Annotated in this window: 21 protein-coding genes; 3 read left to right on the top strand and 18 right to left on the bottom strand. The window is 66.1% G+C overall.

Annotation, left to right across the window (positions count from 1 at the left end; all coding sequences use genetic code 11):
• The first annotated feature begins 74 nt into the window (after positions 1 to 74).
• Positions 75 to 3,104, top strand: coding sequence for an aminotransferase (locus KI794_RS09355; protein WP_255807902.1), 3,030 nt, complete (start codon positions 75 to 77; stop codon positions 3,102 to 3,104).
• Here the strand turns inward: KI794_RS09355 and KI794_RS09350 are convergent.
• From KI794_RS09350 to KI794_RS09340, 3 genes are all read right to left on the bottom strand, one after another.
• Positions 3,088 to 3,675 carry an AAA family ATPase gene (locus KI794_RS09350; RefSeq protein WP_255807901.1) on the bottom strand — a complete coding sequence of 196 codons (588 nt, stop codon included), beginning with the start codon at positions 3,673 to 3,675 and terminating at the stop codon, positions 3,088 to 3,090. The two genes, KI794_RS09355 and KI794_RS09350, sit on opposite strands and share 17 nt — an antisense overlap.
• A gap of 24 nt (positions 3,676 to 3,699) precedes the next feature.
• A complete protein-coding gene (gene mgtE / locus KI794_RS09345) occupies positions 3,700 to 5,082 on the bottom strand; it encodes a magnesium transporter (protein ID WP_255807900.1) in 1,383 nt (460 codons plus the stop codon).
• 305 nt (positions 5,083 to 5,387) lie between these two features.
• Positions 5,388 to 5,864: a PaaI family thioesterase gene (locus tag KI794_RS09340; RefSeq protein ID WP_119284045.1), complete on the bottom strand. Its 477-nt coding sequence runs from the start codon at positions 5,862 to 5,864 to the stop codon at positions 5,388 to 5,390.
• A gap of 203 nt (positions 5,865 to 6,067) precedes the next feature.
• Here KI794_RS09340 and KI794_RS09335 point away from each other — a divergent pair, with 203 nt between their 5' ends.
• Entirely contained in the window at positions 6,068 to 7,411 is a 1,344-nt protein-coding gene (locus KI794_RS09335; protein WP_255807899.1) for a cryptochrome/photolyase family protein, read from the top strand.
• A 40-nt stretch (positions 7,412 to 7,451) separates the two neighbouring features.
• On the opposite strand, the gene KI794_RS09330 is transcribed toward KI794_RS09335, so the two are convergent.
• The 10 genes from KI794_RS09330 to fepB form a co-directional block, all read right to left on the bottom strand.
• On the bottom strand, positions 7,452 to 8,354 hold the full coding sequence (locus tag KI794_RS09330; protein WP_255807898.1) for a TIGR01777 family oxidoreductase: 903 nt from the start codon (positions 8,352 to 8,354) through the stop codon (positions 7,452 to 7,454).
• A gap of 221 nt (positions 8,355 to 8,575) precedes the next feature.
• Positions 8,576 to 9,022 carry a DUF2871 domain-containing protein gene (locus KI794_RS09325; protein ID WP_255807897.1) on the bottom strand — a complete coding sequence of 149 codons (447 nt, stop codon included), beginning with the start codon at positions 9,020 to 9,022 and terminating at the stop codon, positions 8,576 to 8,578.
• A gap of 116 nt (positions 9,023 to 9,138) precedes the next feature.
• The gene (locus tag KI794_RS09320) at positions 9,139 to 9,834 is read right to left on the bottom strand and encodes a response regulator (RefSeq protein WP_255807896.1); all 696 of its coding nucleotides are present in this window, start codon (positions 9,832 to 9,834) and stop codon (positions 9,139 to 9,141) included.
• Complete coding sequence (locus tag KI794_RS09315; protein WP_255807895.1) at positions 9,831 to 11,120, bottom strand: sensor histidine kinase; 1,290 nt, start codon at positions 11,118 to 11,120, stop codon at positions 9,831 to 9,833. Before KI794_RS09315 ends, KI794_RS09320 begins: the two co-directional genes overlap by 4 nt.
• Positions 11,117 to 13,192 carry an MMPL family transporter gene (locus KI794_RS09310; protein ID WP_255807893.1) on the bottom strand — a complete coding sequence of 692 codons (2,076 nt, stop codon included), beginning with the start codon at positions 13,190 to 13,192 and terminating at the stop codon, positions 11,117 to 11,119. The genes KI794_RS09315 and KI794_RS09310 overlap by 4 nt, the downstream gene beginning before the upstream one ends.
• A 201-nt stretch (positions 13,193 to 13,393) precedes the next feature.
• The gene (locus KI794_RS09305) at positions 13,394 to 14,251 is read right to left on the bottom strand and encodes a siderophore-interacting protein (protein WP_119284037.1); all 858 of its coding nucleotides are present in this window, start codon (positions 14,249 to 14,251) and stop codon (positions 13,394 to 13,396) included.
• Positions 14,248 to 15,177 (bottom strand): ABC transporter ATP-binding protein, encoded by a 930-nt coding sequence (locus KI794_RS09300; protein ID WP_255807892.1) that lies wholly within the window; start codon positions 15,175 to 15,177, stop codon positions 14,248 to 14,250. Before KI794_RS09300 ends, KI794_RS09305 begins: the two co-directional genes overlap by 4 nt.
• 13 nt (positions 15,178 to 15,190) lie before the next feature.
• Positions 15,191 to 16,219, bottom strand: a complete 1,029-nt coding sequence (locus KI794_RS09295; RefSeq protein WP_255807891.1) for a FecCD family ABC transporter permease — start codon at positions 16,217 to 16,219, stop codon at positions 15,191 to 15,193.
• Positions 16,216 to 17,235 (bottom strand): FecCD family ABC transporter permease, encoded by a 1,020-nt coding sequence (locus KI794_RS09290; protein ID WP_255807890.1) that lies wholly within the window; start codon positions 17,233 to 17,235, stop codon positions 16,216 to 16,218. The genes KI794_RS09295 and KI794_RS09290 overlap by 4 nt, the downstream gene beginning before the upstream one ends.
• A 33-nt stretch (positions 17,236 to 17,268) precedes the next feature.
• Entirely contained in the window at positions 17,269 to 18,264 is a 996-nt protein-coding gene (gene fepB, locus KI794_RS09285; RefSeq protein WP_119284034.1) for a Fe2+-enterobactin ABC transporter substrate-binding protein, read from the bottom strand.
• 88 nt (positions 18,265 to 18,352) lie between these two features.
• On the opposite strand from fepB, the gene KI794_RS09280 reads away from it, so the two are divergent.
• On the top strand, positions 18,353 to 19,846 hold the full coding sequence (locus KI794_RS09280; protein ID WP_255807889.1) for a helix-turn-helix domain-containing protein: 1,494 nt from the start codon (positions 18,353 to 18,355) through the stop codon (positions 19,844 to 19,846).
• Between the two features lie 174 nt (positions 19,847 to 20,020).
• On the opposite strand, the gene KI794_RS09275 is transcribed toward KI794_RS09280, so the two are convergent.
• The 5 genes from KI794_RS09275 to KI794_RS09255 form a co-directional block, all read right to left on the bottom strand.
• Complete coding sequence (locus tag KI794_RS09275; protein ID WP_255807888.1) at positions 20,021 to 20,845, bottom strand: YidC/Oxa1 family membrane protein insertase; 825 nt, start codon at positions 20,843 to 20,845, stop codon at positions 20,021 to 20,023.
• A gap of 208 nt (positions 20,846 to 21,053) precedes the next feature.
• Positions 21,054 to 21,389, bottom strand: coding sequence for a hypothetical protein (locus tag KI794_RS09270; RefSeq protein WP_255807887.1), 336 nt, complete (start codon positions 21,387 to 21,389; stop codon positions 21,054 to 21,056).
• 48 nt (positions 21,390 to 21,437) lie between these two features.
• Positions 21,438 to 22,244, bottom strand: a complete 807-nt coding sequence (locus tag KI794_RS09265; RefSeq protein ID WP_255807885.1) for a DNA alkylation repair protein — start codon at positions 22,242 to 22,244, stop codon at positions 21,438 to 21,440.
• Positions 22,241 to 22,825 (bottom strand): MarR family winged helix-turn-helix transcriptional regulator, encoded by a 585-nt coding sequence (locus tag KI794_RS09260; protein ID WP_255807884.1) that lies wholly within the window; start codon positions 22,823 to 22,825, stop codon positions 22,241 to 22,243. Before KI794_RS09260 ends, KI794_RS09265 begins: the two co-directional genes overlap by 4 nt.
• 34 nt (positions 22,826 to 22,859) lie before the next feature.
• The gene (locus KI794_RS09255; protein ID WP_255807882.1) at positions 22,860 to 23,627 is read right to left on the bottom strand and encodes an alpha/beta fold hydrolase; all 768 of its coding nucleotides are present in this window, start codon (positions 23,625 to 23,627) and stop codon (positions 22,860 to 22,862) included.
• Positions 23,628 to 23,645 lie beyond the last annotated feature (18 nt).

The raw sequence follows: 23,645 nt of genomic DNA, 5'->3' as shown, positions 1-23,645 counted from the left end.
AGGCCCTAGCCAAGCGATACACTCTGCTCAGAATCGTTTGAGCGCGCCAAGCGCAAGTGCAAAGGTGGTTTCCTGTGGTGCAACCGAGTGGTGGCCTCGTTCGGCCTGACGTTTCCGAGGCTGACGCAACCGCGATAGCGAGCGATCACTACGGCGTTGACGTCGTGGCTCGTGAGCTCGGGAGTAACCAAGACCGAAACTTCGTTCTCGAGGCAGCGGACGGATCGCGCACTGTGCTGCGTGTCGACCACCCAGTATTCGAGGAGTCGGCACGTGAGGCTCAGCACCTCGCGCTCGACGCATACCGTGCAGCTGGTGTTGCCGTTCCCAGCGTGCTCCCAGGCCTCAACGGCGACCTCGTCCAGCGCTGGGGCGAGTTTGCCGTGCGCCGCAGCGAGTTTGTCGCGGGCGGGTCGCTTGTCGACTGCGGGTACCTCGCGCCAGTAGTGATCCGCGAGTTCGGGGCGCTCGCCGCTGCATCGGTGAACGCCCTCGCTGGGCTCTCGCACGAAGGGCTTGAGCGTTCGCACATGTGGGACATGCGTGTAGCTCACGAGCACACGTTGAAGCTCGCGACGGCAATCACTGACGAGGGGCTCCGCGAGCGAGTGCTCGCAGCAGCCACCGAGGCGCAGGCATCGCTTGATCTCGTCGCAGCCGAACTCCCTGTGCAGGCGATCCACGGGGACCTTACCGACGACAACGTCGTCGGTGTGGTGGGCGACGACTCACGCGTTCACCCCGAGACAGTGCTCGATCTTGGCGACCTCTCGTACGGCTGGCGCATCGCAGAGCTTGCAGTCACACTCTCGTCGCTGTTGCACCACGACGCCGCCCGCCCAGTCCGTGTGCTCGATGCCGTGAGCGTTTTCAACGAATCGGCGCCGATCGCCGAGCCCGAGGCGCGCGCCCTCTGGCCGCTCGTTGTGCTTCGCTCGGCGCTGCTCGTCGCGAGCGGCTGGCGCCAGCTTGAGATCGACGGAGACAACGATTACGCCCGGGATCGTATCGCGGGCGAGCAGGCGATCTTCGACGCTGCGACCCGCTTTCCGCAGACCGAGATGACTGAGCAGGTGCTCGCGCTTCTCGGCTTTATCGGACAGCCTGGCGGCGGCGGCCTCCAGCTGCAGGCGGCCGTCGCGGTAGCGCCTCCGGCGGCGGGCGAACCACAGCCACCGCTGCGTGCGCTGTTGCCTGACCTGTCAGGCGAGGTCGTCGTGCTCGACCCCGGTGTGGAATCCGACGCCCTCGACGCCGGGAAGTGGCTCGCCACTGAGATTGAGCAAGATCTCGTTGACGATGCGTTCGTCACCGGGGCGGCAGCCGCTGTGTTTCCATACGGTGTCTACAGGCTCACCCGGGCAGCGATCGACGCCGTCGATGGCGCTCCGACTTGGCCGATCGGCACCGAGGCGTGGATTGCACCGGGCGTCGCAACGACAGTTGCCGCACCTGTCGCAGGCACCGTCGTGACGGCGACCACTCGCGGGCTCCTCATCGACGCCGGCGATGGCTGGTTCCTCTCTATCGACGGCGCGGTTCCGACGGTTGCTGCGGGTTCGAAGGTCGGCACGGGCGACACCGTTGGCGAGCTCGGCGCATCTGACGACCCGCGTGCCATCGCGGTGATGCTGTGCCGTGCAGACGCGGTGTCGGGGCTCGCCCCCGCGATCCTCGATATTGACGGGCCAGCGCCTGGCCGCGCACAGTTCGTCGCGCCGGAGCGTGTCGCTGCTTGGCGGCGCCTCACGCAGGATCCTGCCCCGCTGCTCTCGCTCGCGCCCCTTTCGCAGCGCGATGAGGCAGGCGACGAACTGGCTCGCCGGGCGCAGATCTTCGCGAGCGCGCAGGAGCGCTACTACGAGAGCCCGATGCAGATCGAGCGCGGTTGGCGGCATCACCTTGTCGACACGACCGGGCGCACATACGTCGACATGGTGAACAACGTGACCGGTCTCGGCCACGGCCACCCGGGCGTGGCCGACGCGATGAGCCGTCAAATCAGGATCCTGAACACGAACTCCCGCTTCCTGTACCGCGAGCTCGCCGAGTACAGCGAGCGACTCCTTGCGCTCCTCCCAGCGGACTCGGAACTCGACACTGTGCTGCTCGTGAACAGCGGCTCCGAGGCGGTCGACCTGGCGCTCCGCCTCGCCCAAGCCGCGACAGGCCGCAAGACCGTTGTTGCGCTGCGCGAGGCCTACCACGGCTGGACTATGGCGAGCGACGCGGTCACCACGAGCGCCTACGACAACCCATACGCGCTTGAAAACCGCCCTGACTGGGTGCACGTCGCCGACGTGCCGAATCGTTTCCGCGGCACGTACCGCGGCGAGGCCGGGGACGCTACGGTCGGGGCTCGGTACGCCGCTGACCTCGGGAACGACCTCGACGAGCTCGCGCGTGACGGGCGAGAGGTCGCAGCCTTCATCTGCGAGTCAGTGCTTGGCAATGCCGGCGGCGTGCTGCTGCCAGACGGTTACCTGCGCGACGCGTACGCGCGAGTGCGTGCGGCGGGCGGGCTCTGCATTGCGGATGAAGTGCAGGTTGGCTTTGGCCGAATGGGCTCATCGTTCTGGGGCTTCGAGCAGTCAGGCGTCACCCCAGACATTGTGACGATCGCCAAGCCCATGGGCAACGGCTTCCCGATCGGTGGCGTCATCACCTCAAAGAAGATCGCCGACGCGCTTGCGAGTCAGGGGCAGTTCTTCTCGTCGGCTGGCGGCAACCCGCTGTCGTGCCGCGTCGGCATCGCAGTGCTCGACGCAATGCGCGACGAGCAGCTGCAGCAGAACGCGGCGACTGTCGGCGAACGGCTCGCATCCGGCTTCCGCGAGCTTGCCGACCGCCATGACATCGTCGGCCCGGTTCACGGAGAGGGCCTGTACCTTGGCGTCGAGCTTGTGCGCGACCGCGCCACGATGGAGCCCGCGACCGCTGAGGCCGCGGCCATTTGCGAGCGCCTGAGGGAACTCGGCGTCGTCGTGCTCACGACGTCTGAACGATCAAATGTGTTGAAGGTGAAGCCGCCTTTGACCCTCAGCACGGAGAGTGCGGACTTCATGGTTGCGCAGCTCGACAGGGTGCTCACCGAGGGCTGGTAGGGGAGCGGCCGCGCAGCCCTTCGACCCAGGCGTCAGTCTGTGCCGGCGACTTAAGCCTCACGAGGGTCAAGTGAGGGTTTCGCTCCAGTGCAGCGGGCATTCGCTCACGCCAGTTGTTGCGCGTCTTGCGCTGCCAGGCGAGGATGTTCTTTTCGGGGTCGCGGTCGAAAAGGCGGAGAAGAGATCCCTCGCGGTTGCCGTTCCACAGTTCCGCGCGCGTGACGCTCCGTGAGACGGTGCGCCGAATGAGCCTCCTGCGCGCCACCCGCCATGGATAGTCGAGCCACACGGCGAGCTGCGCGCGCGGTTCAAGAATGCCGCCTGCTCCTTTGCTCGTGTATTGCCACTCGGTGACCCACCGCTCGGTCGAAGCAAACTTGGCGACGTCGTCGAGAAACGTCTCTCTCGGCACCCAATCGGGGCCGTGGTAGAGGCTATCGAGCTCGACGTGGGTGAGGTCCCATGCTCCGGCAAGACGCCTGGCGAGTGTCGTCTTGCCGGAGCCAGTGAGGCCAGCGATGAGCACGCGATCAAACGGCCCCATCGGGAGCGAGGAGGGAGAGTCTGTCATGGCAAACCTCGCCGACAGCGGCGGCTACAGCCCGAGCACAGTGCGTGCGATGAGGAAGTAGATGATGAGGCCGAGTGCGTCAACAAACGTCGAAATGAACGGGTTGGAGAACACAGCTGGGTCGACCTTCACCGCGCGGGCGAGGAGCGGCATGCACCCGCCGACGGCGGCCGCGAGCGTGCAGACCGCGAGCAGGGTGAGGCCGATAACGAGCCCGATCTGGGGCGAGAAGGCGACCGCGGCAATGGCAAAGCCGAGCGCTCCAAGCAGCAGGCCAAGCATCGCACCAGTGCGCAGCTCGCGGGTGAGTACCCGCCAGAAGTCGCGCGACCCGACGTCGCCAAGCGCGAGCGCACGGGTGACTGTGGTGGCGGCCTGGTTGCCTGTGTTGCCGCCTGTCCCGATGAGCAGGGGGACGAACAGCGCGAGCACTGTCACCTGCTCAATCGTCGCCTCAAACACCGACAGTACTTGCACGGTGAGCGTCGCGCCGACCGCGAGCACAAGCAGCCAAATAACGCGTGACCGCACGAGCGCGCCGACAGGGGTTGAGAGATAGGGGCGACGCAGTGGTTCGGTGCCGCCCTGGCGCGCGGCGTCCTCGCTCTCCTCGAGTTCGAGGATCCGGATCGCATCATCGATTGTCAGCATTCCGACGAGACGATTCTCGAGGTCGACGATCGGCAGGGCGAGCAGCCCGCGGTCGGCGCAGCGCCTCGCGGCCTGCTCGGCTTTCTCAACCGCTTCGGCGGTGTGTACCTGGCTCATCATGTCAGAGACAACAGTCGGACCGTCTGCGGCGAGCAACTCCCGCAGGCTCACGACTCCAACGACGTGCCGCGAGTCGTCGAGCACAGGAATTGTGTAGACAGTCTCTGCGTCGTCAAGGCGTCCACGCACGCGCTCAAGCGTCTCGGCCACGGTGAACGACGCGCGCGTCGACACGTATTCGAGCGACATGCGCCGACCGACGCTGCCTTGCGGGTAGCCCAGGAGCGCAGAGGTGAGCACGCGTTCTTCCTCGGGGAGGCCACGCAGAAGCCTCGTCGCGAGGGCAGCAGGTACCTCGTCCAGTAGCCACAGCCTGTCGTCGTGGTCGAGGTCGACGAAGAGCTGGGCGACCTCGGCGTCTTGGAGTCCGTGTAGCAGGTCGCTCTGCAGCGCCGGATCGAGGATCTCGAAGACCTCAGCCGCCTTGTCCTTCGGTAGCAGGCGGTACACGACGGCACGCTGTTTGTCGCTCAGTCGCTCGAACACCGGAATGATGTCTTGGGCGTGCAGCGGTTCGAGCTCGCGAGTAATCGCGCTGAGATCGCGTGCCGCGTACAGCTGGGTGATGCTGTCGACGAGCTCGTCCTGCGTCTTGGGCTGCGGGGTCTGCTGTGGGGTCTGCTGTGTGGTCGTCATGGCGTAGCTCCTTGGCTGCGAGCGCACGCGCGCCAACTCAGCGCGCGCGAATGAGAATGCGGGCGCCGTACACTGTGGCGGCACCCGTGATGGAGCCGGACGGCGAGAATGCAGCTACGCAGTAAGAAGCGCGAAGCGAGCGAACGCGATATCCGGCCGAGGACTGCAACTGTCACTTGTCACGGAATATCACCTCACTTCGGTCGAAGACTTCATGTGGGGAGCTTGAGGCTGCCCGCACGAACCCTATCAGCGGACGGCCCCGTCCACAAGGCGAGATGCTGGCGTCGCTGAAGTTCTGTCAGCTACGCGTCAGTGCGCCTCTCGCGCACGTAGAGCTGACGGCGCACGGATGCGACAAGCGCGCCATCCTCGCCAATGATTGGAATCTCGAACCAGCGCAACACCTTCGCGCCCCCAGCGGCGGCCTCTCGCAGCTCAGTGACCGTGGCCGCTGGCATCTCGACTGTTGCGTAGACTGAGCCACGCCCGGGGGAGACGAACTCGATCTCGGCAGCCTTGTCCCACACCACGTACCCAGGGCCGAGCTGATTGATCGTCATGATGACGAGAAACGGGTCGAGCATCGAGAACAGCGAGCCGCCGAAAGCCGTGCCCATGTAGTTGGCGTTCTCTTCGGTGACGTCCATTCTGAGCTCCGCGCGGGTGAAATCATCGGCGAGCTCAACGACAGTGACACCCTGCGTCTTGAGCGTCGGCCAGCTGTTGAACCCCTCGCGGTGCGCTGCTGCGTTCTGGCCGTTGAGATCTATGCGGCTCATTGTGACTCCTTCGTCTGTGATTGCGCCACCTGGGCGGTTTCCTCTAGCCAACACGAATTTCGTCGGATGCGGTGGATGTTTGTGCCTGAGCACACGCGTGAGCGTGGCTCGGCTCGCGTCGATGCGTGCGGTATGCACAGCCGTGCGCAGTGCTTTGGGAACGTCCCGCACAGGATCGGCTTGGCCGCCGCTATCCTGGTTCCGTGACGGCACTCATCTGGTTTCGCGACGATCTTCGGCTCACCGACAACGCCGCGTTGCGGGCAGGCAGCGCCGATTCGGGTGGAATCGTCGCCCTGTACGTGCTTGACGAGGAGAGCCCCGAGATGCGGCCGCTTGGGGGCGCCGCACGGTGGTGGCTGCACGAGTCGTTGAGCAGACTGCGAGAGAGTCTCGCGGTGCACGGTGTGCCGCTTGTGCTCAGGCGAGGCCCGGCCGAGCGTGTCGTCCAGGAAGTCGTCGAGCAGGCACAGGCCGATCGTGTCTACTGGAACCGGCGCTACGGTGACGAGCGAGCCCTCGACGCTCGGCTTAAAACTGCCCTCCGGGAACGCGGGGTCGCAGCTCAGTCGTTCCAAGGTGGGATCCTGTTTGAACCATGGACAGTGCTCACCGGAAGTGGCGGCCCATACCGCGTGTACACGCCGTTCTGGCGGGCCTGCCTTGCGGCGCCCTCCCCGGCGCCGCCCGAGCCTGCGCCCGAACGCCTTCGCGCGAGCGACGCGACACTGGTCAGCGATGTACTTGAGCATTGGGAGCTCCAGCCAACCTCTCCAGACTGGGCTGGTGGCCTCGCGGAGCGTTGGGAACCGGGGGAAGAGGCCGCACTCGCTAAGCTCGATCGATTTCTCACTGAACGAGCTGCCGGGTACGAGGCGGGTCGTGACACCCCTGCCCTCGACGTCGGGTCCGAGCTCTCACCGCACCTCCGCTGGGGCGAGATCAGCCCCCGCACGGTCTGGCATCGGACGCTTGAATCGGGCGTCAGCGCCGGCGGTTTCTTGTCGGAGCTCGGGTGGCGAGAGTTCGCCTCGTACACTGCCTTTCACAACGGGCGGCTGCACGAGCGCGGACTCAATGCGCAGTACGACGGTTTCCCGTGGCGTGCATACGACTCACATGCAGTGGGGGCGTGGCGGCGCGGCGAGACCGGGTTCGGGCTCGTCGACGCCGGGATGCGTGAACTGTGGCAGACGGGGTTCATGCACAACCGGGTTCGAATGGTGGCGGCCTCGTTTCTCACGAAGAATCTCCTCACGGACTGGCGAGTTGGAGAAGCCTGGTTCTGGGACACACTTGTCGACGCAGACGCAGCGAGCAACCCATTCAACTGGCAGTGGGTTGCGGGCTGTGGTGTCGACGCTGCGCCGTACTTTCGCATTTTCAACCCCGCGACGCAGCAGAAGAAGTTTGACGCCTCGGGGGAGTACGTGGATCGCTGGGCGCCTGAAAGTATTATGCTGCCCGAACTCGTCGACCTGCGCGAGACCAGACTGCGCGCGCTCGCGGCATACGAGTCGATACGGGGTGCGTCGCGGGAGCGGTGAGCTGATCGTCAGGGTGTCAGGGCGTCAGCCCGTTAGCCCGTCAGTCCGCAAGCGCGGCGCGGACGGCGTCCGCTGCGTGTGCGTGCGTGAACTCGAATCCTGAGCTGAGCAGTGCCTCCGGCCGAACGTCTGCGTCACTAAGCAGCAGCGAGTCTGCGGCGTCACGCCCGAGACCAAGCCGCAAAGCCCAGGCGGGCGCGGGGAGCACGTAGGGGCGGCGCAACTCGGCAGCGATCGCCTCTCCGATAACGTTCGCGCTCGCGGGCGTGGGGCCGGTGAGGTTAACAGGGCCCGTCAGCTGGTTGTCGATGATGTGGCGGATCGCGCGCACTTCGTCGGCGAGCGATATCCATGGCCAAATCTGCCCGCCGCCACCGAGCGGCCCACTGAGACCGAGCCGAGTGAGGAGCACGAGCGGTTTCAGGACACCTTTCCGGTGGATGATTGGGGCGGTGCGGAGCAGCGCCACCCGTGCGCCGGGGCCAGCCTCCAGGGCAGCCGACTCCCATTCGGCACTGAGGTCGGCGAGAAACGTGTCGCCGCGTTCAGCATGCTCGGTGAGCACTTCGCGGGGCCTATCTCCGTAGAACCCGACCGCCGAAGCCGAGACGAAGAGCGGCGCGTCGGCGCCAAGCTGCGCGACTGCGGCGGCAATTGTGGCCGTCGGAGTGAGTCGTGAGCTGCGCAGTACCTCGCGGTAGCGGCGCCCCCAGGGCAACCGCCCGATGCTTGCGCCGTTGAGGTTCACCACTGCTCCGGCACCGGCGAGGACCGCGGGATCAAGCTGGCGCTCACCGGGGTGCCACTGCACCTCTCCAGCGTGTGCGGGCTCACGCCGGACGAGCCGCGTGACGGCGACGCCGTCGGCGCGCAGCGCGTCGACGAGTGCGGAGCCCACGAGACCCGACGACCCTGTGACAACGATTCGAGATGTGGCGCTCATTGCTTCCCCTGTTTCCCCTGTAGGTGTGCGAACCATGGCGCGGCGAGCTCTGGACCGGCCGGGTCCGCCTCTGGCCCGTTAGCCTCGGGTGAGTTCACGGTGGCCTCCGTAACGTCGTGGTGCTGTCAAGCGTAGCTGCCCTGGGCTGCGGAAGCGACAGCGCCCCGCCGCGACGACTGTCGGGGTGGGGCGGTGTCGATACGGCCGCGATCGCGTGCTACCTATGCCGCGACCCCCGCCGCTCCGGCGCCCGCGTGCGAGCGCGCGACGGCCTTGTGAAGCGCAACGAAGAACACGATCATGCCGGCGGTGAGGAGCATGTGGCCAAGACCCGCGATACCGGAGATCATCTTCGAGGACTCCTCACCGAGCACGGTGAGGCTGCCATGCCAGATGAGCATTGCTGACGTGAGCACGACGCCAGCGTTGTAGAGCCAGAAGAACCAGGCGAACAGCTTTGGTGTCGCGCTGAGCGCGAAAGTCTTCTCGAGAGCTAGCGCGATGAGCAGCACGATGAACCCGAGCGTGAGCAGGTGGGTGTGCGCGAGTCCAAGCTGAGTGAACTGCCCCTCTGGGAAGTCATTCAACTTGGTGAACTCGCGGTAAAACAGGCCGGAGGTGACTCCGATAAGCATGTAGATGAACGCAGCATTGAGGAGTTTCTTCATGGTGGTGACCTTTCAACTGTTGGTGATCGATTGGCTGGGAAAAGAGTTGGTGCGGACGGTTTCGGGCGCGCTCGCACATCCCTCCCGTGCACCAGGGAGGGCGAGGGATATCGCGGCTAGATCAGGCCGGTTTCTTGCGCGAGGTGAATTGCGCGGGCTCTGCTATCGACGTCGAGCTTCGTGAAGATGTGGGCGACGTGACTTTTGACTGTCGCCTCGGTCACGAACAGCGCCCGCGCGATTTCCTTGTTTGCGGCGCCTGTCGCGAGCAGCCGCAGCACCTCGACCTCGCGGTCGGTGAGCTTCGGAAGCGGATCTCGCATGCCTTTGATCACGCGCGAGGCGATGTCTGGGGTGAGGAACATGTCGCCGGCCGCGGCGCGTTCGATTCCTTCGACGATGACCTCGGGTGCGACGTCTTTCAGTAGGTACCCTGCAGCGCCAGCTTCGATGGCTCCGAGAATTTCGGCGTCGCGGTCGAACGTGGTGAGCATCAGCACCGCGGGTGCGGGGTCCAGCGCGCGGAGCGCCGCCGTGGTCTGGATCCCGTCGATCCCGTCGCCAAGCCGCAGGTCGCAAAGCACGACCTGGGGGCGAAGCTGGGAAGCGAGCGCCACCGCTGCCTCGCCTGTCGCCGCCTCTCCGACGACCACGACGCCGCCGCCGGTTGTCGTGACGCCAGCTGTCGTGACGCCAGCTGTCGTGACGCCAGCTGTTGTGACGCCAGCTGTTGTGACGCTGCTGTCGAGTACAGCGCGCAGCCCGCTGCGAACGACTGGGTGGTCGTCGACAAGAAGCACTGTGATGGTCATGCGGGTTCCTCGTCTCCTGGGTGAGTGCCTGCGGTGGCGCCTGTATCGGCGGCGCGGATTGGGAGGTAGGCCGAAAGTGCCGTGCCCTCGCCCGGGCCGCTTTCGACGTCGAGGCCGCCGCCGAGCTCGCGAAGCCGATTGCGCATGAAGCGCAGCCCGTAGCTCGATGCCCCGATGGTGGAACTCTGATCCCATTCAGCGACGTCGAAGCCGCGGCCGTCGTCGATGATATCCATGCGGACCGTATCGCCGGCGTCAATGAGGCTCACCACGACGCGGGTGGCGGCCGCGTGGAGCCGCACATTGGCGAGGGCGGACTGCGCGCTACGCAACAGGCCGACCTCGACTTCCGTTGGTAGCAGTGGCAGCGTCTCGTCCACGTGGAGTTCAACCGCTATGCCGGCCTCATCGCGGGCCCTGTCGAGGATGCGTTCGAGTGCAGCCGCGAGCGCGCCGTCTTCGAGCTCTGCTGGCAGCAACTCTGCGACGATCCTGCGAACATCGGCGAGACTATCGCCCGCGAGGCTCTCGACCTGTCTGAGGGAGAGCGCAGCGGCGGGATCTTCGGTGCGGCTGTTTGCGGCGTGAGCGATGAGGCGGATCGACGAGAGTGCCTGCGCGATAGTGTCGTGGATGTCCCTGGAGATACGCGTCCGTTCGGCGATCGCCCCGGCCTCCCGCTGGGCGACGGCGAGCTCGTCTTGCAGCTCAGACATCTCGGCCTGAGCGAGTTTCAGCGACGTCACGAGCCGCTCCCGCTCGGCCGCCTCGTGCAGCAGCTGGAGATAGCCTCGCGAGATCCCAAAGGCGAAGATGCCGCCGATCAGTGGACCGAACAGGTTCGCATAGCTCGTTGTTCCGTGGTGCAGGATCGGCGCGATCGCGACAACCGCGAACACGAACACTGAGAATGCGACGCCCCAACGCAGCGGAAGCAGATGCCCGGCGAGGAGCCACAGCAGGAATGCGAGCCAGACAAATTCGGGGGAGACCGCGACGGCGGCGATCCAGACCGCTGCGAACCCGACGAGCCACCACACGACGGCGTTTGGGCTCAGCGTCTTGCGCGGCAAGAACGTGCCGGCGGTGTGCCAGGCGAGTATCGCGAGCCCGGCGGTGATCGCCGCCGCGGCCGGGACACCGTCTCCGACTGCGCGGATCGCGCCGATGATCGTGAGCGCGAGGGCAATGAGGTGCTGGCCAACCTCCATCGCCCGCACCGTCGGCTCGGACGGTCGGCCGCTCGGCGCGTGCCCACGGGGTAGCGGTGCGTCTACGAGACTCATGGCTTCATTGTCTCGCGTGTCGCTGGTTTTCCGGGCAACCAGATCCGATCGCCGACGAGGGTGAAGAGCGCCGGCACGATGACTGTACGCACGACGAGGGTGTCGACGAGCACGCCGACGCCGACGATGAGCCCGAGCTGCCCGAGCGTCACGAGCGGCAGCACTCCGAGCGCCGCGAAGACGGCCGCGAGCACGATGCCGGCGCTCGTGATGACGCTTCCTGTGTGCGCGACTGCCTCGATCATGCCGTCGCGGGTGCCATGAACCTTCGCTTCTGATCGGGCACGGTGCACAAGGAAGATCGTGTAGTCGATCCCAAGCGCGACAAGGAATAGGAAGGCAAGCAGCGGCACCTGCAGGTCGAGCGCCTGCTGGCCGAACACGACCCGGCTCAGCCACGCGCCGGCACCGATTGCGGCGAGCGCGCTCGCGAGATTCACGACGAGCAGGATCGCGGGCGCCACGAGCGAACGCAGGAGGAACGCGAGCACGAGGAAGCTGATTGCAAGGACGAGTGGTGCGACGAGCAGGAGATCCTGCTGGCCGCCTGCGCGTGCATCGACGTCGGTGGCAACGGCTCCGCCGACGAGCGTGTCTGGAATGTCAGACACCGCTTCGCGAAGGTCGACGATCTGGGCGAGGCTCTCTTCGCTGCTTGGCGTGTACTCGCTTGTCACCATGATCTTCGAGAGCGTGCCGTCGGTACTTCCGCCGATCGGGTGGGCGCGCACCACACCATCAACGGCGCTTACTGCCGCAACGGTTTCTGGGGCTGTCGCCGTATGCGTCACGATGAAGATCGGTTGCGCCTCGCCTGCGGGGAAGTGCGCTGAGAGCGTTTCGAGGCCGCTCGCGGATTCTGAGCCACCTCGGAACTTGTCGACCTGGTCGAGTCCGACGGTGGTGCCGAAGAGACCGGCGGCCATCACCGCGAGAAGAGCAAGGCCAGCAAGCAAACTCGCGATCGGGCGCCGGGAGACCCTCGTCGCGATCCCGCGCCACACGCCCTGGCGGGCCTGACGGGTCTCGCTGCCGGGAGCTGCGGGCCGGGGAACGAACGGCCAGAACACCTTCGGTCCGAAGATTGCGAGGAGCGGCGGCAACAGGAAGAGGACGGCGCCGAGTGCGATAACGAGTCCGATAGCCGAGGACACCCCGAGGCCGTGGTTGCCAGGAATGACGGCGAGAATGAGGGTCGCGAGCGCAGCAACGACTGTGACGTTCGAGGCGAGGATCGCGGGCAGCGTCTTCCGCCACGCAGTGCTGAGGGCGGCCCGGTGATCGTCGATTCGCAGCAGCTCCTCACGGTAGCGCGAGATGAGCAGTAGGGCGTAGTTCGTGCCTGCGCCGAAGACAAGCACACTGATGATGCCAGCATCAAACTGCAAGTTCCACGCGGCGCCTGCGGCTGCGGTAACGCGACCGGCAAGTCCGTCGGCGAGCGCGACGACGATGAGCGGCACGAGCCACAGCACTGGAGAGCGATATGTCACGATGAGCAGCACCGCGACGATCAGGATCGTGACGAGCAGGAGCGTGAAGTCGGCACCCTCGAACGCGGCGGCGATGTCGGCGCCGAAGGCCGGGCCCCCGGTGACCTGCAGCGTGACGCCGGAGATCGCGTTGCCTGCGAGCTCGGCCCGAATATCGCTGATCACCTTGGCGGTGTCGGTATTCGTCTCACCGACGGTGATGGGCGTGACGAGTAGAGCCGCCTTGCCGTCATCGCTCACCATCGGCCCTGTCGGTTCGGCGGAGGCATGAATCTGCAGCACAGGCAACAGCGCTGACAGCGCTTGAGTGTCGGCTGCCGTGAGTGCGCCGCCGTCGCCACGTTCCGCGACGACGAGCACTGACTGCTGATCGGCGCCCGGGAACTCGGCGAGCAGTTCGCTCACGCGAGTCGATTCCGAGTCGTCTGGGGCCTGCGCGTTTCGCGCGGGGGCCTTCGCGCTCCCGAACACGCCGAAAAGTGCTACGAGAACGAGCAGCACCACACTGAGCGAGATCCACGCCCCACGGCGTGAGGTGAGGGCGTCTGAAAACCGTCTGCGAGGTGAGCTGTCATCCATACCCCCAACTTCACCAGTGCGCGCGGGTTCAGGCATCGGGGGCGAGGCTGAACTCTGTGTCATCCAAAAGGATGATGCTTGTCGCGGCTGTCCCGAGGTGCTGGGGCAGCGGCGGGCCACCCAAATGCAGCTCGGCAGCATCGGGTGGCCCGCGTCGTTGAGCCCGCTGAACTGGAATCCCGTTGGGCCCGCCTGCCCGCGCTAGATTGCGAGCGCGAGATCGTCGAGGTCGTGCACAGACCTCCCCTCGGCGAGCGCGGCCTCGTATGCCTGCAGACGTTGCATATCAATCTGCGTGTTTGTGGTCCCACGCCTCCAATACCCAAAGACCGCGACATCATCTTTCGCGAGGCCGTTGTCGTTGCGGAAGAACGATCTGACAGCTCTCATCTCGTCACGCTCACCGGCGCCCCAGACAACGACCTTGTCTGGGTGTGGCAGCGTCGCAAGCTCGTCGGCGAAGCCCGTACCCGGCGCAACCCGCGTGAGGGTGAGGCCCGGGAGCGCCGGGAGCTCGGAGAACGCGTGCTCATCGCTCGTGGCGACCCACCCGCGCCCGGTGAGCCCTTGGTCGGCCTGATCCAGAATCGCGAACAGCGCTGGGATCGAGGTTGCGTCGGCGAAGATGACGACATCGCGGCCGCCAGTTTCTGGGATATCGAAGTGCGGACGCGGCCCGCCAAACTTCACGGTGTCACCAACCTTGAGCGTGTCGAGCCACAGCATCATCGGGCTCGTGGCGCCGTGGCGCACGACATCGACTTCAATGGTGCCCGCCACCACATTGGCGGAGCGGACCGTGTAGACCCGCGTTGCGCTCTCGAAGCGCTCGTCGAGATAGAAGCGGATTGCGACGTTGGGGCGTACCCAGTTCGGCTCGGCGGCTAGGTCAGGGATACTGACGACGACTCGCGCAAGCTCGGGGGTGACGTCGGCGAACGATTCGATCGTCGCTGTGCCGAGCTGGAGGCCGCGGTTGTGGTCCTCTGACTGCGTCGCTGGGGAGGTGACGAGCTGCGACGTGCCTGTCGCGGCCCTCGTGTCATGGGTGTCGGTCATGCTGGCTCCTGTTCTGCCGCGATTGGCTCGCGGCGTGGTGATTGTCGAAAAGTGCGTGGTGGGTAAGTGTGTTGCCGGGAGGTCTGTGGTCGGGAAGTCTGTGGTCGAGGAGCGTGCGTGCGGGTGTCGCGTGGCACGACGAGCGGTCGGCCCGTCTCTGGGTCTTCGATGACGAGTGCCTCAAGCTCAAATACATCCCTGAGAAGTGCAGGCGTGATGAGTGAATCGGGCGGCCCCTGCGCGACGATCTCGCCTGCGCGCATCGCGACGATGTGGGTCGCGTAGCGCGCGGCAAGGTTCAGGTCGTGCAGCACGGCGACGAGCGTGCGGCCCGCAGCATGCAGCCGCGAACAGAGATCGAGCACGTCGACCTGGTGAGAGATGTCAAGATACGTTGTCGGCTCGTCGAGCAGCAGGATCGGCGTCTCCTGCGCGAGTGCCATCGCGAGCCAAGCGCGCTGCCGTTGGCCACCGCTGAGCTCCTCGACGAGACGCTCAGCGTGCGCTGTCATCTCGACCTCTGCGAGTGCCCGCGTGACGGCATCGTCGTCGGCCGTGCTCCACTGTCGAAGGATGCTCTGGTAAGGATTTCGGCCGCGGGCGACGAGGTCTGAGACAGTGATCGCGGTCGGGGATGCTGGGGCCTGCGCCAGGGTGCTGATGCGCCGCGCGACATGCTTGGTGCGGACTCCAGCGAGGTCTGCACCATCGAGGGTGACCGCCCCGCCTCGGGGCTTCAGCATCCGCGATAGGGCGCGAAGCAGCGTCGACTTGCCGCAGCCATTCGGTCCGATGATGACTGTGAAGCCTTCGGGCGGCACTTCGAGGGAGAGCCCCCTGACGATGGTGTGGCGACCGTATCCGAGCTCGAGATCTGTGGCAGCGAGGCCGTGAGCGGTGGACGATGAAGTGGGATTACGTGACATAGTGAGGTTCCGTTCAGATGCGCCGGGCAAGCAGCCACAGCAGGTAGAGGCCGCCGAGCAGGCTCGTGACGAGGCCGACAGGTGTGCGCATGCCGACGTCGAGATTCTGCGCGAGCAGGTCAGCGCCGGTGAGAAGCACCGCGCCAACGACCGCGGAGAGTCCGACAAGCACGCCAGGCACCGGCGCGAGGTGACGCGCGATGTGGGCGGCCGCAAACGCGATAAATGCGATCGGGCCGGCGACGGCGACGGCAGCGGCTGCGGCGACGACCCCGACGATGAGGGCAACGAACCGGATTCGCTCGACGCGTACGCCGACGCTGTGCGCAGCGTCATCGCCCATCTCCATGAGGGCGAGGCTTCGCCCGAGTGTGAGCAGGAGGGGAGCGACGAGCGCGAGCGCCGCGATCGCGACAGCGGCATGAAGCCAACCCCGGCCCAGCAGTGAACCGGCGCTCCAGAGCTGCGCGACCATCGCGTCGTTGATGTCTGCGCGCGCGATCAGCAGCGACGAGAACGCGCTCACGACAGCGCCAACGCCGATGCCAACAAGTACGAGCCTGAGCCCGCCGGTCACGCCGTCGCGGCGGGCCAGGAAATAGACAGCGAAGGCGGTGATAACCCCGCCGATGATCGCAGCCGCTGCCGTCGCGAGCATGCCACCGCCGAACACGACGATTTGAAGTACCGCGCCTGTGGCAGCACCAGACGTGAAACCGATGATGTCGGGAGAACCGAGCGGGTTTCGAGACAGCGACTGGAACACGGCGCCGCTCATGCCGAGCAGTGCGCCAACAGCGGCCGCCGTGAGCGCGCGAGGCAGGCGCCTGCCGAGCACCGAGCGGGTGAGCGACGGCTTCGCCTCGCCTGACAGGACGGCGACGAGGTCGCCGGCGTCGAGCGGAATCGTTCCGATCATGAGAGAGGCAATGATCCCGGCACCAAGCACCGCGGCCGCGATGAGGCCGACGGTGACAATGCGCGGCCGGATCCGGATCGAGAAGTCGCCGACTCGGAGCGTGCGGCCCGAGACTACAGTCACAGTGCAGCAACCTTTCGTGAACGAACGAGGGCGACGAACAACGGTCCGCCAAAGAGCGCGGCGGCGACGCCTGTCTGCAATTCGGCCGGTGCGACGACGACACGGCCGAGCGTGTCAGCAATGACGAGCAGGGTCGCGCCGAGCAGCATCGCCGTCGGGAGCAGACGGCGATGCTCGTTTCCGGTAAAGAACCTCGCGACGTGCGCGGAGCCGAGCCCGATGAAGCCGATCGGCCCAGCCGCGGCCGTCGCAGCCCCAGCGAGAAGCACGACCGCGACGGCCGCACCGATCCTGGCGCCAAGAGCGCTCGTCCCGAGCCCCGTCGCGACGTCATCGCCGAGCGTGATCGCGTTGAGCGGGGAGATCAAGGCGAGACTGAGCACAATTCCGACGGCGACGAACGGCAGCACAGTGAACGCGACACCAAAGTCGCGGCCCTGCAGCGAACCGATCGCCCAGAACCTGAAACTATTGAAGGCAGCATCGTTGCTCAGCAGCACCATCTGAGTGAGCGCGCCGATGACAATGCTCACCGCGGTGCCCCCAAGGGCGATCCGAACGGGGGTACCGACGTTGCCGCGTGAACTGCCGAGGAGATACACGAGAGCGGCTGCAGCCGCCGCGCCGACGAACGAGAACCAGATGTACCCACTCACGTCAGTGATGCCGAGAAACGCGATCGCGATGACGACAGCGAACGAGGCGCCAGCGTTCACCCCCAGAATGCCCGGGTCCGCGAGCGGGTTTCGTGTGACCGACTGCATGAGCGTGCCCGCAAGCCCAAGCGCGGCGCCAACGATCACGCCGAGCGCGATTCTCGGCAGTCGCGAGAGTACGACGACGAGGTGGTCGTTGTGCGTCGGGTCGTAAGCCACGAGCGCCTCAACGACCCGTGCCGGCGGGATCGGATTCGAACCGAGACCGATACCGAGGATCGCGGTTGCGGCGAGCGCGAGTGCGCTCGCCGCAACCAGAGCAGCGGTGCGGCTCGCCGCTGAGCGCCGCGGTGAGTCCACGGCGCTCAGCTCCGTCACGGGCGCGGCCACGCGTTAGCCCGAGAAGGTGTCGACGATGAGATCTACAGTGAGCTTCGCGCTGTAGTAGTCGAGACGAAAGGCCTGCGTGCCCATCGTGTAGACGTTGTCGCTTGTGAGCGCGGGAAGGTTTTTCAGCAGCGGATCCTTCGCGAACTCAGCGACCGGGTCGCCGCCGAGCATCGCAACGATCATGATGGTTTCAGCGTCCGCGAGGCCGTCTGGGGCGTTCTCGCTCGTGAGGATCCCCACGCGGCCGCCCTGACCCTCGGTGAGGAATTCTTCGCGCGGCGGCTGGTAGTCGAAGCCGAGCGATTCAAGCAGCATCGCCTGCGGGCTCGCCGGGTCAAACGGCCACGACCCCTCAGGGCCCATGTAGACGAGCGCTGTCGTCGGTTGCGGTGGAAGCGTGATCTTCGTTGCCTGACCCGCAACCCACTCGTCATACTCCGCGAGCACCTCCTTCGCCTTCGACTCGAGCCCCGTGATCTCGGCGATCTGCTCGGTGAGCTCCTGCCACGTCGCGTCGCCATAATCGAGGAGCACCGTCGGGGCAATTTCCGAAAGTTGATCGTATGCGTCTGACGTGCTGTCGCCGCCGTTCGCCGAGCCGATGATGAGGTCGGGCTCGAACTGATCGACGGCATCGATATCGAGCTCGAGATCCTTGTACGCGACTTCGACGCCGCGCTCGACCGCGACGTCTGCCCACTGGGTGAAGAACCCGTGCTCGTCGGAGAGCGGTGTGACCGGAGCTGCTCCGGTCGCCACGATCGGAGCCTCGAGCGAGAGCAGGCCGCCCGTGATAGATGGTGCGACTGACACGATGCGGAGGGGAAGAGCGTCGATCGTGGTGGAGCCCGCGGCGTGCTCAATGGTGCGGGGCCAGTCGCCGCCGGTGTCGGCGGCTTCCGTCGCGGGCGTTTGCGAGCCAGAAGCGGCTGGGCTGCAGCCAGCGAGCAGCAGTGCGGCTGCTGCGAGGGCAGCGAGGGCGGGCAGGCGTCTAGCCATGCGGGAAACCTCCGAGTGTTCCTGGTGTTGTGTGGCGGCACAGCGGTGCGCGCTATCCTCAAAGTTAGCTAAGCCTTACTTTCATCTGTTGATTGGAAATGACATCGTGTTACCAGCTGTTCAGCTGCCGGGGGTTCGCCTCTCAGAGTCGATGCTCTACGCCGTGCTGCGAGGGGCCGCCGAGGTCGAAACTGGCGGCGAGACCCTGCGCCTCGAATCCTGCACGGGAATCTGGGTTCCCGCCGGCGACGTCGTCGCCGTTCGGCCGGCGCTCGGAGCGGTTGTGCTGCCGATCCCAGTGGCAGGCGGTGGCAGAGCTCTTGCGACGAGGGTTGCAGTCCCAAAGCACGCTCACACGAGCCTGCTGCACGCATTCGCCAACGTGCTCGGACACGTCGACGGCGCTACGGGCCCAGCTCAGCTCGAACTCTCCGGCGGGGGCCCCGAGCGGCTCGCACCCCCTCCTGCACCCGCCTCCGAAGCTCTCGGGGTGCTCGCAAAACTGCTCACTGAGCACCCCGAGATGCGTCTCGCCGACGCGGTGGCTGAAGCCGTGCCCGGGTGGAGCGTGCGCACCGTGCAGCGCCGCTTCCTCGCCGAGACCGGCTGGAGCGTCGCAGCCTGGGTGCGGCGGCAGCGCGTCCGCGCGGCCGCCAAGCTGCTCGCCGAGGGCCGCGACCTCCAATGGGTCGCACACACCGTCGGCTACAGCGGCGTTCCAGCGTTTAGTCGGGCATTCTCAGAGTCGACGGGGCTCTCCCCGGGGCAGTGGCGGCACAGTTCGGCTGCGGCGACTGCGGGTGTCGTCCCCGCAGAGATCGGGCTCGGGCACCTGTGGGAGGCGGCTGAGCGCCGCACGTGGACCCGAGTGAACGGTGCGCACGTCGCAGTGTGGGCAGCGCTCGGAAGTGCAAATCTCGTCGTCGGAGGCAGGAATGTTCACCTCTCCGAGGGCGACGCCGTCGTGGTTCCGGCCGGAACCCCGAACGAGTTCAGAATTCCGAGCGGCTCGATGCTTCTGCCGCTCGGGTTTCGCTCCGCACACACTGGCGAGATCGGTGCGCCCCTGCGCCCGGCGTCGATTGGGCCGTTGGGAACCGCAGGGCTGCTTGAAGCGGTGCTCGCGAGCTACACCCAGGTCGGCGTTATCGACGTTGACCCAGACGGTGGATTTCACGCCGCGCTCTCAGGCTCGGTTCGCGCGCCGACGACGAAGGACGACGTACTGCTCGGCCGGGTCGCGAACCTCTACGCGCGAGAGCCATACCTGCGCATGACCGGTGCTGCGGCACGGCTCGGTGTCGACGAACGCGAGCTTGGAGCCGCCGTGCAGCGGCGCGCAGGTGTTCAATTCTCGGCCTGGTTGCGGCTGTTGCGCATGACGCGGGCGCGCAACCAGTTGGGCGACGGCGAGACCCCCTCTGAGATTTCGCGCGGGCTTGGGTATGCGCATCTTCCGGCGTTCTCGAGGGCGTTCCGTGCGGTGCACGGCGCGGCCCCTGCAGGGCTCAGCGTGCCGAACCTGAAACCGACGCGGGCGGCCTGGGGCCGGGAAATGCGAGTACCAGCAACGGCACTGTAGCGACGTCCGCGGCTGGACCGCCATGTCACCCGGCCAGGCGCAGTTGGCACTTGTGGTCGCTTCTCGTTACCTCAGGCGACAAGAAGTGCCACCTGCGTGGGGCACCTGCGTGGGGCACCTGCGTGGGGCACCTGCGTGGGTTGCCCGCGTCAGGCGAGGGCAGATCGGGCCGGGCTAGGCTTCCTGGCCCCGCGCCCCGCCTGTCTCGCGGCCGTCCGTGGCGCCGCGCTGTGCGCTCGGCAAGGTGCCGTAGATCTTGCCGAGGATGAGCCGCTCGCAAAGTGTCCAGGTGGTGGTCGTTGCCAAGTATAGGGCGGCTGCTAGCGGCACGATCGCCGCGATCACGACGGTGATGAACGGCACGAAGCTCATCATCTTTGTCATGCCGCTGAGGTCTGGCATGCCTGCCGGGAGGTTCGCGGGTTTGGGTGCCGGCTCGGGCATCGGCGGGGTGAGGAGCTTCCTCGAAGTCTGCGTGACGGCGCCAATGAGTGCGACGATCACCAGGCCAACGATGATGTGTGTTGGGGTGACAGTTCCGCCGGCCACCTGCGCGGCGAGACCCGCGTCAAGCGGGATGCCGAGAAACGTTTTGGTCAGCAGCTCATTTGGATGCCCGTCAACCTCCGGCAGAATGAACAGCCCGTATACAGCCATGAGCACCGGCATCTGTGCGAGCACGGGGAAGCAGCCGGCGAAAGGCGACGCCTTCTCGCTCGCGTAGAGTTCCATTGTCTTGCGCTGCAGTACCTCGGGGTTCTTGTACTTGCGCTGCAGCTCGGCCAGTTTCGGCGCGATGTGTTGGCGCGCAACTGTCGCCTTCACCTGCGATCGGCCGACTGGTATAAGGGCGAGCCTCACGGCGAGCGTGAGCAGGATGATAGCGATGGCGGCGCTCTGTGCCCCGGCGAGCGGCTCGATGAGGTCGCTCAGGGTCGTTACGAGCCAGTACGCGCCCCGGATGAGTAGCTTGATTGGGAGGAACTCATAGATGTTCATCGCGCGCCTCCAACCAGGAGGAGGGCAGCGCTGACGCGAGCGCCATGCTTGTCGGAGCGACGTGCGGGGTCGAAGTCGTCAGGCCGCGCCTGGATTTGGGTATGCGTGTGTGAGGGGGTCATGGAAAGCTCGTTTCAATTCGTCGTGCGTGCGGGCAAGACCCCTCGGCGACGAACGTGCCGCGAGACGGCGCCACGTCTGTGCCGCGCTAGGCGGCGTGGGTGTGGCGTGCGCGTCGTTCGACCGAGGAGTGGACAAACAACGAGGGTGCGCGGGCGAGCGCTGAGCCTGGCGTGCCAGGGTCGGCAGCCACACGGAACGTGCGAAAGGAAGCAGCCCGGGAGCGCCTGCGAGAAGCTTGGGCTGGGCAGACGGCTGTCGGTCGGCGCCCCCGCAAGAACACCGTGACGATTGGTGCGAGCGCAAGAATGCCAGCCGCGCCAACGAGCGCGAGCTGCACGGGGGACTGCGGCCCGGCTGCGCCAAATGCGACGGCAGCCGTGAGGAGTGCGAACTGCGTCATCATCCACAGTGAAAGCAGCATGTGTCGCACCTCCCATTTGCGCTCGAGCGATCCAAGCTTACCGCGACGCTACCGTTTTGCGCCTCCGCCCGTCGAGGGCGCCTGAACGCTGCGGAGGGCCCGGGCAACGATCCGCCTCGTCTCTGGGGTGTCGCTCTCAGCGAGCCACCGAGCGCAGCGGCTCTTCGCCCAGTCGGGCGAGGTCTTTGAAGCGTCGTTGATCCAGTTCGCGACAGAATCCTGGACGTACTTCTCAGGATCTGCCCGGAGTGGCTCCAACAGGGGTTCCCCGAGCTCGGGATGTTGTTTCAGCTCGGCGATGTGTGTCGCCCATACGCCTCGGGGTCGGAGTGCCTCGCTCGCGAACCTCCGCACGTTCGGCCGGGCGTCCGCCGTGAGCGGGGCGAGGAGATCGATCGCGCCGGCGAGGTCTTCGATCAGTCGCGGTCGCAGTGCCATCCACACCCATTCGCGCACGGTGAAGCGCGTGTCGTCGATGCGGGGGATCGCTGCGGTGACAAGCTCGGCGGGAGAGGCGTCGCGGCGGGAGGCGATAGCAAAGCACCACCAGCCGCGCACGGTGTCAGAGCGGTGTTCGCTGAGTTCTGCAAGCTCATCCGCCGGAAGGTGCGCAGCGAGCGCGGACCCGATTGTCGCCATGCGCCTGAGAATGCCGAGGTGCTGCGCCTCCGCGATGGCTGTTCGCAGCGCCTCGCTCGCAGCAGGGAGGGTCACGGCGAGGAGGGCTGTGTGGTCGATTGCGAGCGCCTCCGTGAGGGTGCGGGCCTCGGCCTCGCCTGCATTGAGGGCCGCGAGATGTTCCTCAGCGACGTCGGCCATGCGGCTCGCTCCGCGCTGAGCGCCTGCCCGTGTCATCGTGTGCCCTCAACGTCGAGCGCCTGAAGGTTCTGCTGAAGGATGCCGAGTGCCGTGAAGGTCGCCCGGGCGTCTGCCTGCGTGATCCCTGCCGACAGCGCGGTCAACCAATCGCCGTAGCGCGGGGCGAGGTCATCGAGGGCGGCTGACCCCGCCGAGGTAAGTGTGATTGCGGAAGAGCGGCGATCGTTCGCGCTGTCGCGCCGCGTGATGTACTCCTGGCGTTCGAGGCCGTCGAGTAGACCCGTGACTGCGGCCCGCGTGACTCCGAGGGAGGAGGCGATGAAAGCTGGTGTGGCTTTCGGCTCGCGCGCGACGACGAGCATCACGCTGAGGCGCGCCTCCGTGAGATCAAACGATGCGAGTTCGGCCGCGCAGGCCTTGTCAATCCGGGCGGCTGTGTGCAGCAGCGACATGACGAGTGCAGCGTTCTGGGCGGCCTTGTCGATGGGGCCGTTGCCGTCGGGGCTGTTATCGCCTGAGCCGGTGCCCGGGTTGGTGCCTGGGCCGTCGTCTGAGTCGTCGCCGCCAGGCCTGCCGAGGCCGGCATGTTCAAGGAGGAGGGAGTGCTTGTGGTCCATGAGGGCATTCATTAAGGACCATACTATTAGGTGGTTAACTAGTGTGGTGGCTGCGGTGCGCGCGGCGCGCGACAAACTCGAGGATCATGGACGCCACGGGTTCCGGGCTTTTGATGACTGCCTCATGCCCGCGATCCGGAATCTCCTCGTACTCGGAATCGGGGAGTGCGGCGGCTACCTCCTGCACCCAGTCCCGTGGACACACGTGATCAGTTTCGCCGCGCATGACGAGCGTCGGCGTGGCGATATCCGGGCACACGTTCTCGATCTCGTGGTCGAGCATGAGCCGCAACTTGTTTGCGAACCAAAGTGGGCTCGTTTTCGCGTACTCGACAACGCCCTCCACGAGCACCTTCGGCGACTCTCCGTAGAGGTCTTGGACCATGCGTGCGGCCTGCTTGGTGGCGCTTCGCTCGTGCCTGTTGATTGTTGGGGCGATGAGCGCGAGCGTGTCGATGCTCTCAGGGAATTGCTTCGCGACCTCGGCCACGATCTGCGTTCCCATTGAGTGGCCGACGAGCGTGACGTCGCCAGTCGCCTGGCTCGCGATGAAGCGCTCAATGAGTTCGGCGTTGTCCTGGATCGTTGCCTCAGTCCCGGGCTCGGGCGAGTCACCAAATCCTGGCAAGTCGGGCACCAGCACCCCGCCCTGAACGCTCAGAACCTCAGCCACCTCGTCGAACACGATGCGCCCCATGCCGATTCCGTGGATCAGTACGAACGTACGCGAAGTCGGGCCAGGGTAGCTCGAGAACTTCATCGTGTAGTCGCCGTGCGTGAACGTGTGATCTGCGTGCACCATGCCTCATAGAGTAACGCG

The sequence above is a fragment of the Leucobacter aridicollis genome (genome assembly GCF_024399335.1).
GTDB lineage: Bacteria > Actinomycetota > Actinomycetes > Actinomycetales > Microbacteriaceae > Leucobacter > Leucobacter aridicollis_A.
Note: the sequence above shows the minus strand (reverse complement) of the source record. Positions and strands in the feature narration are given on the sequence as shown.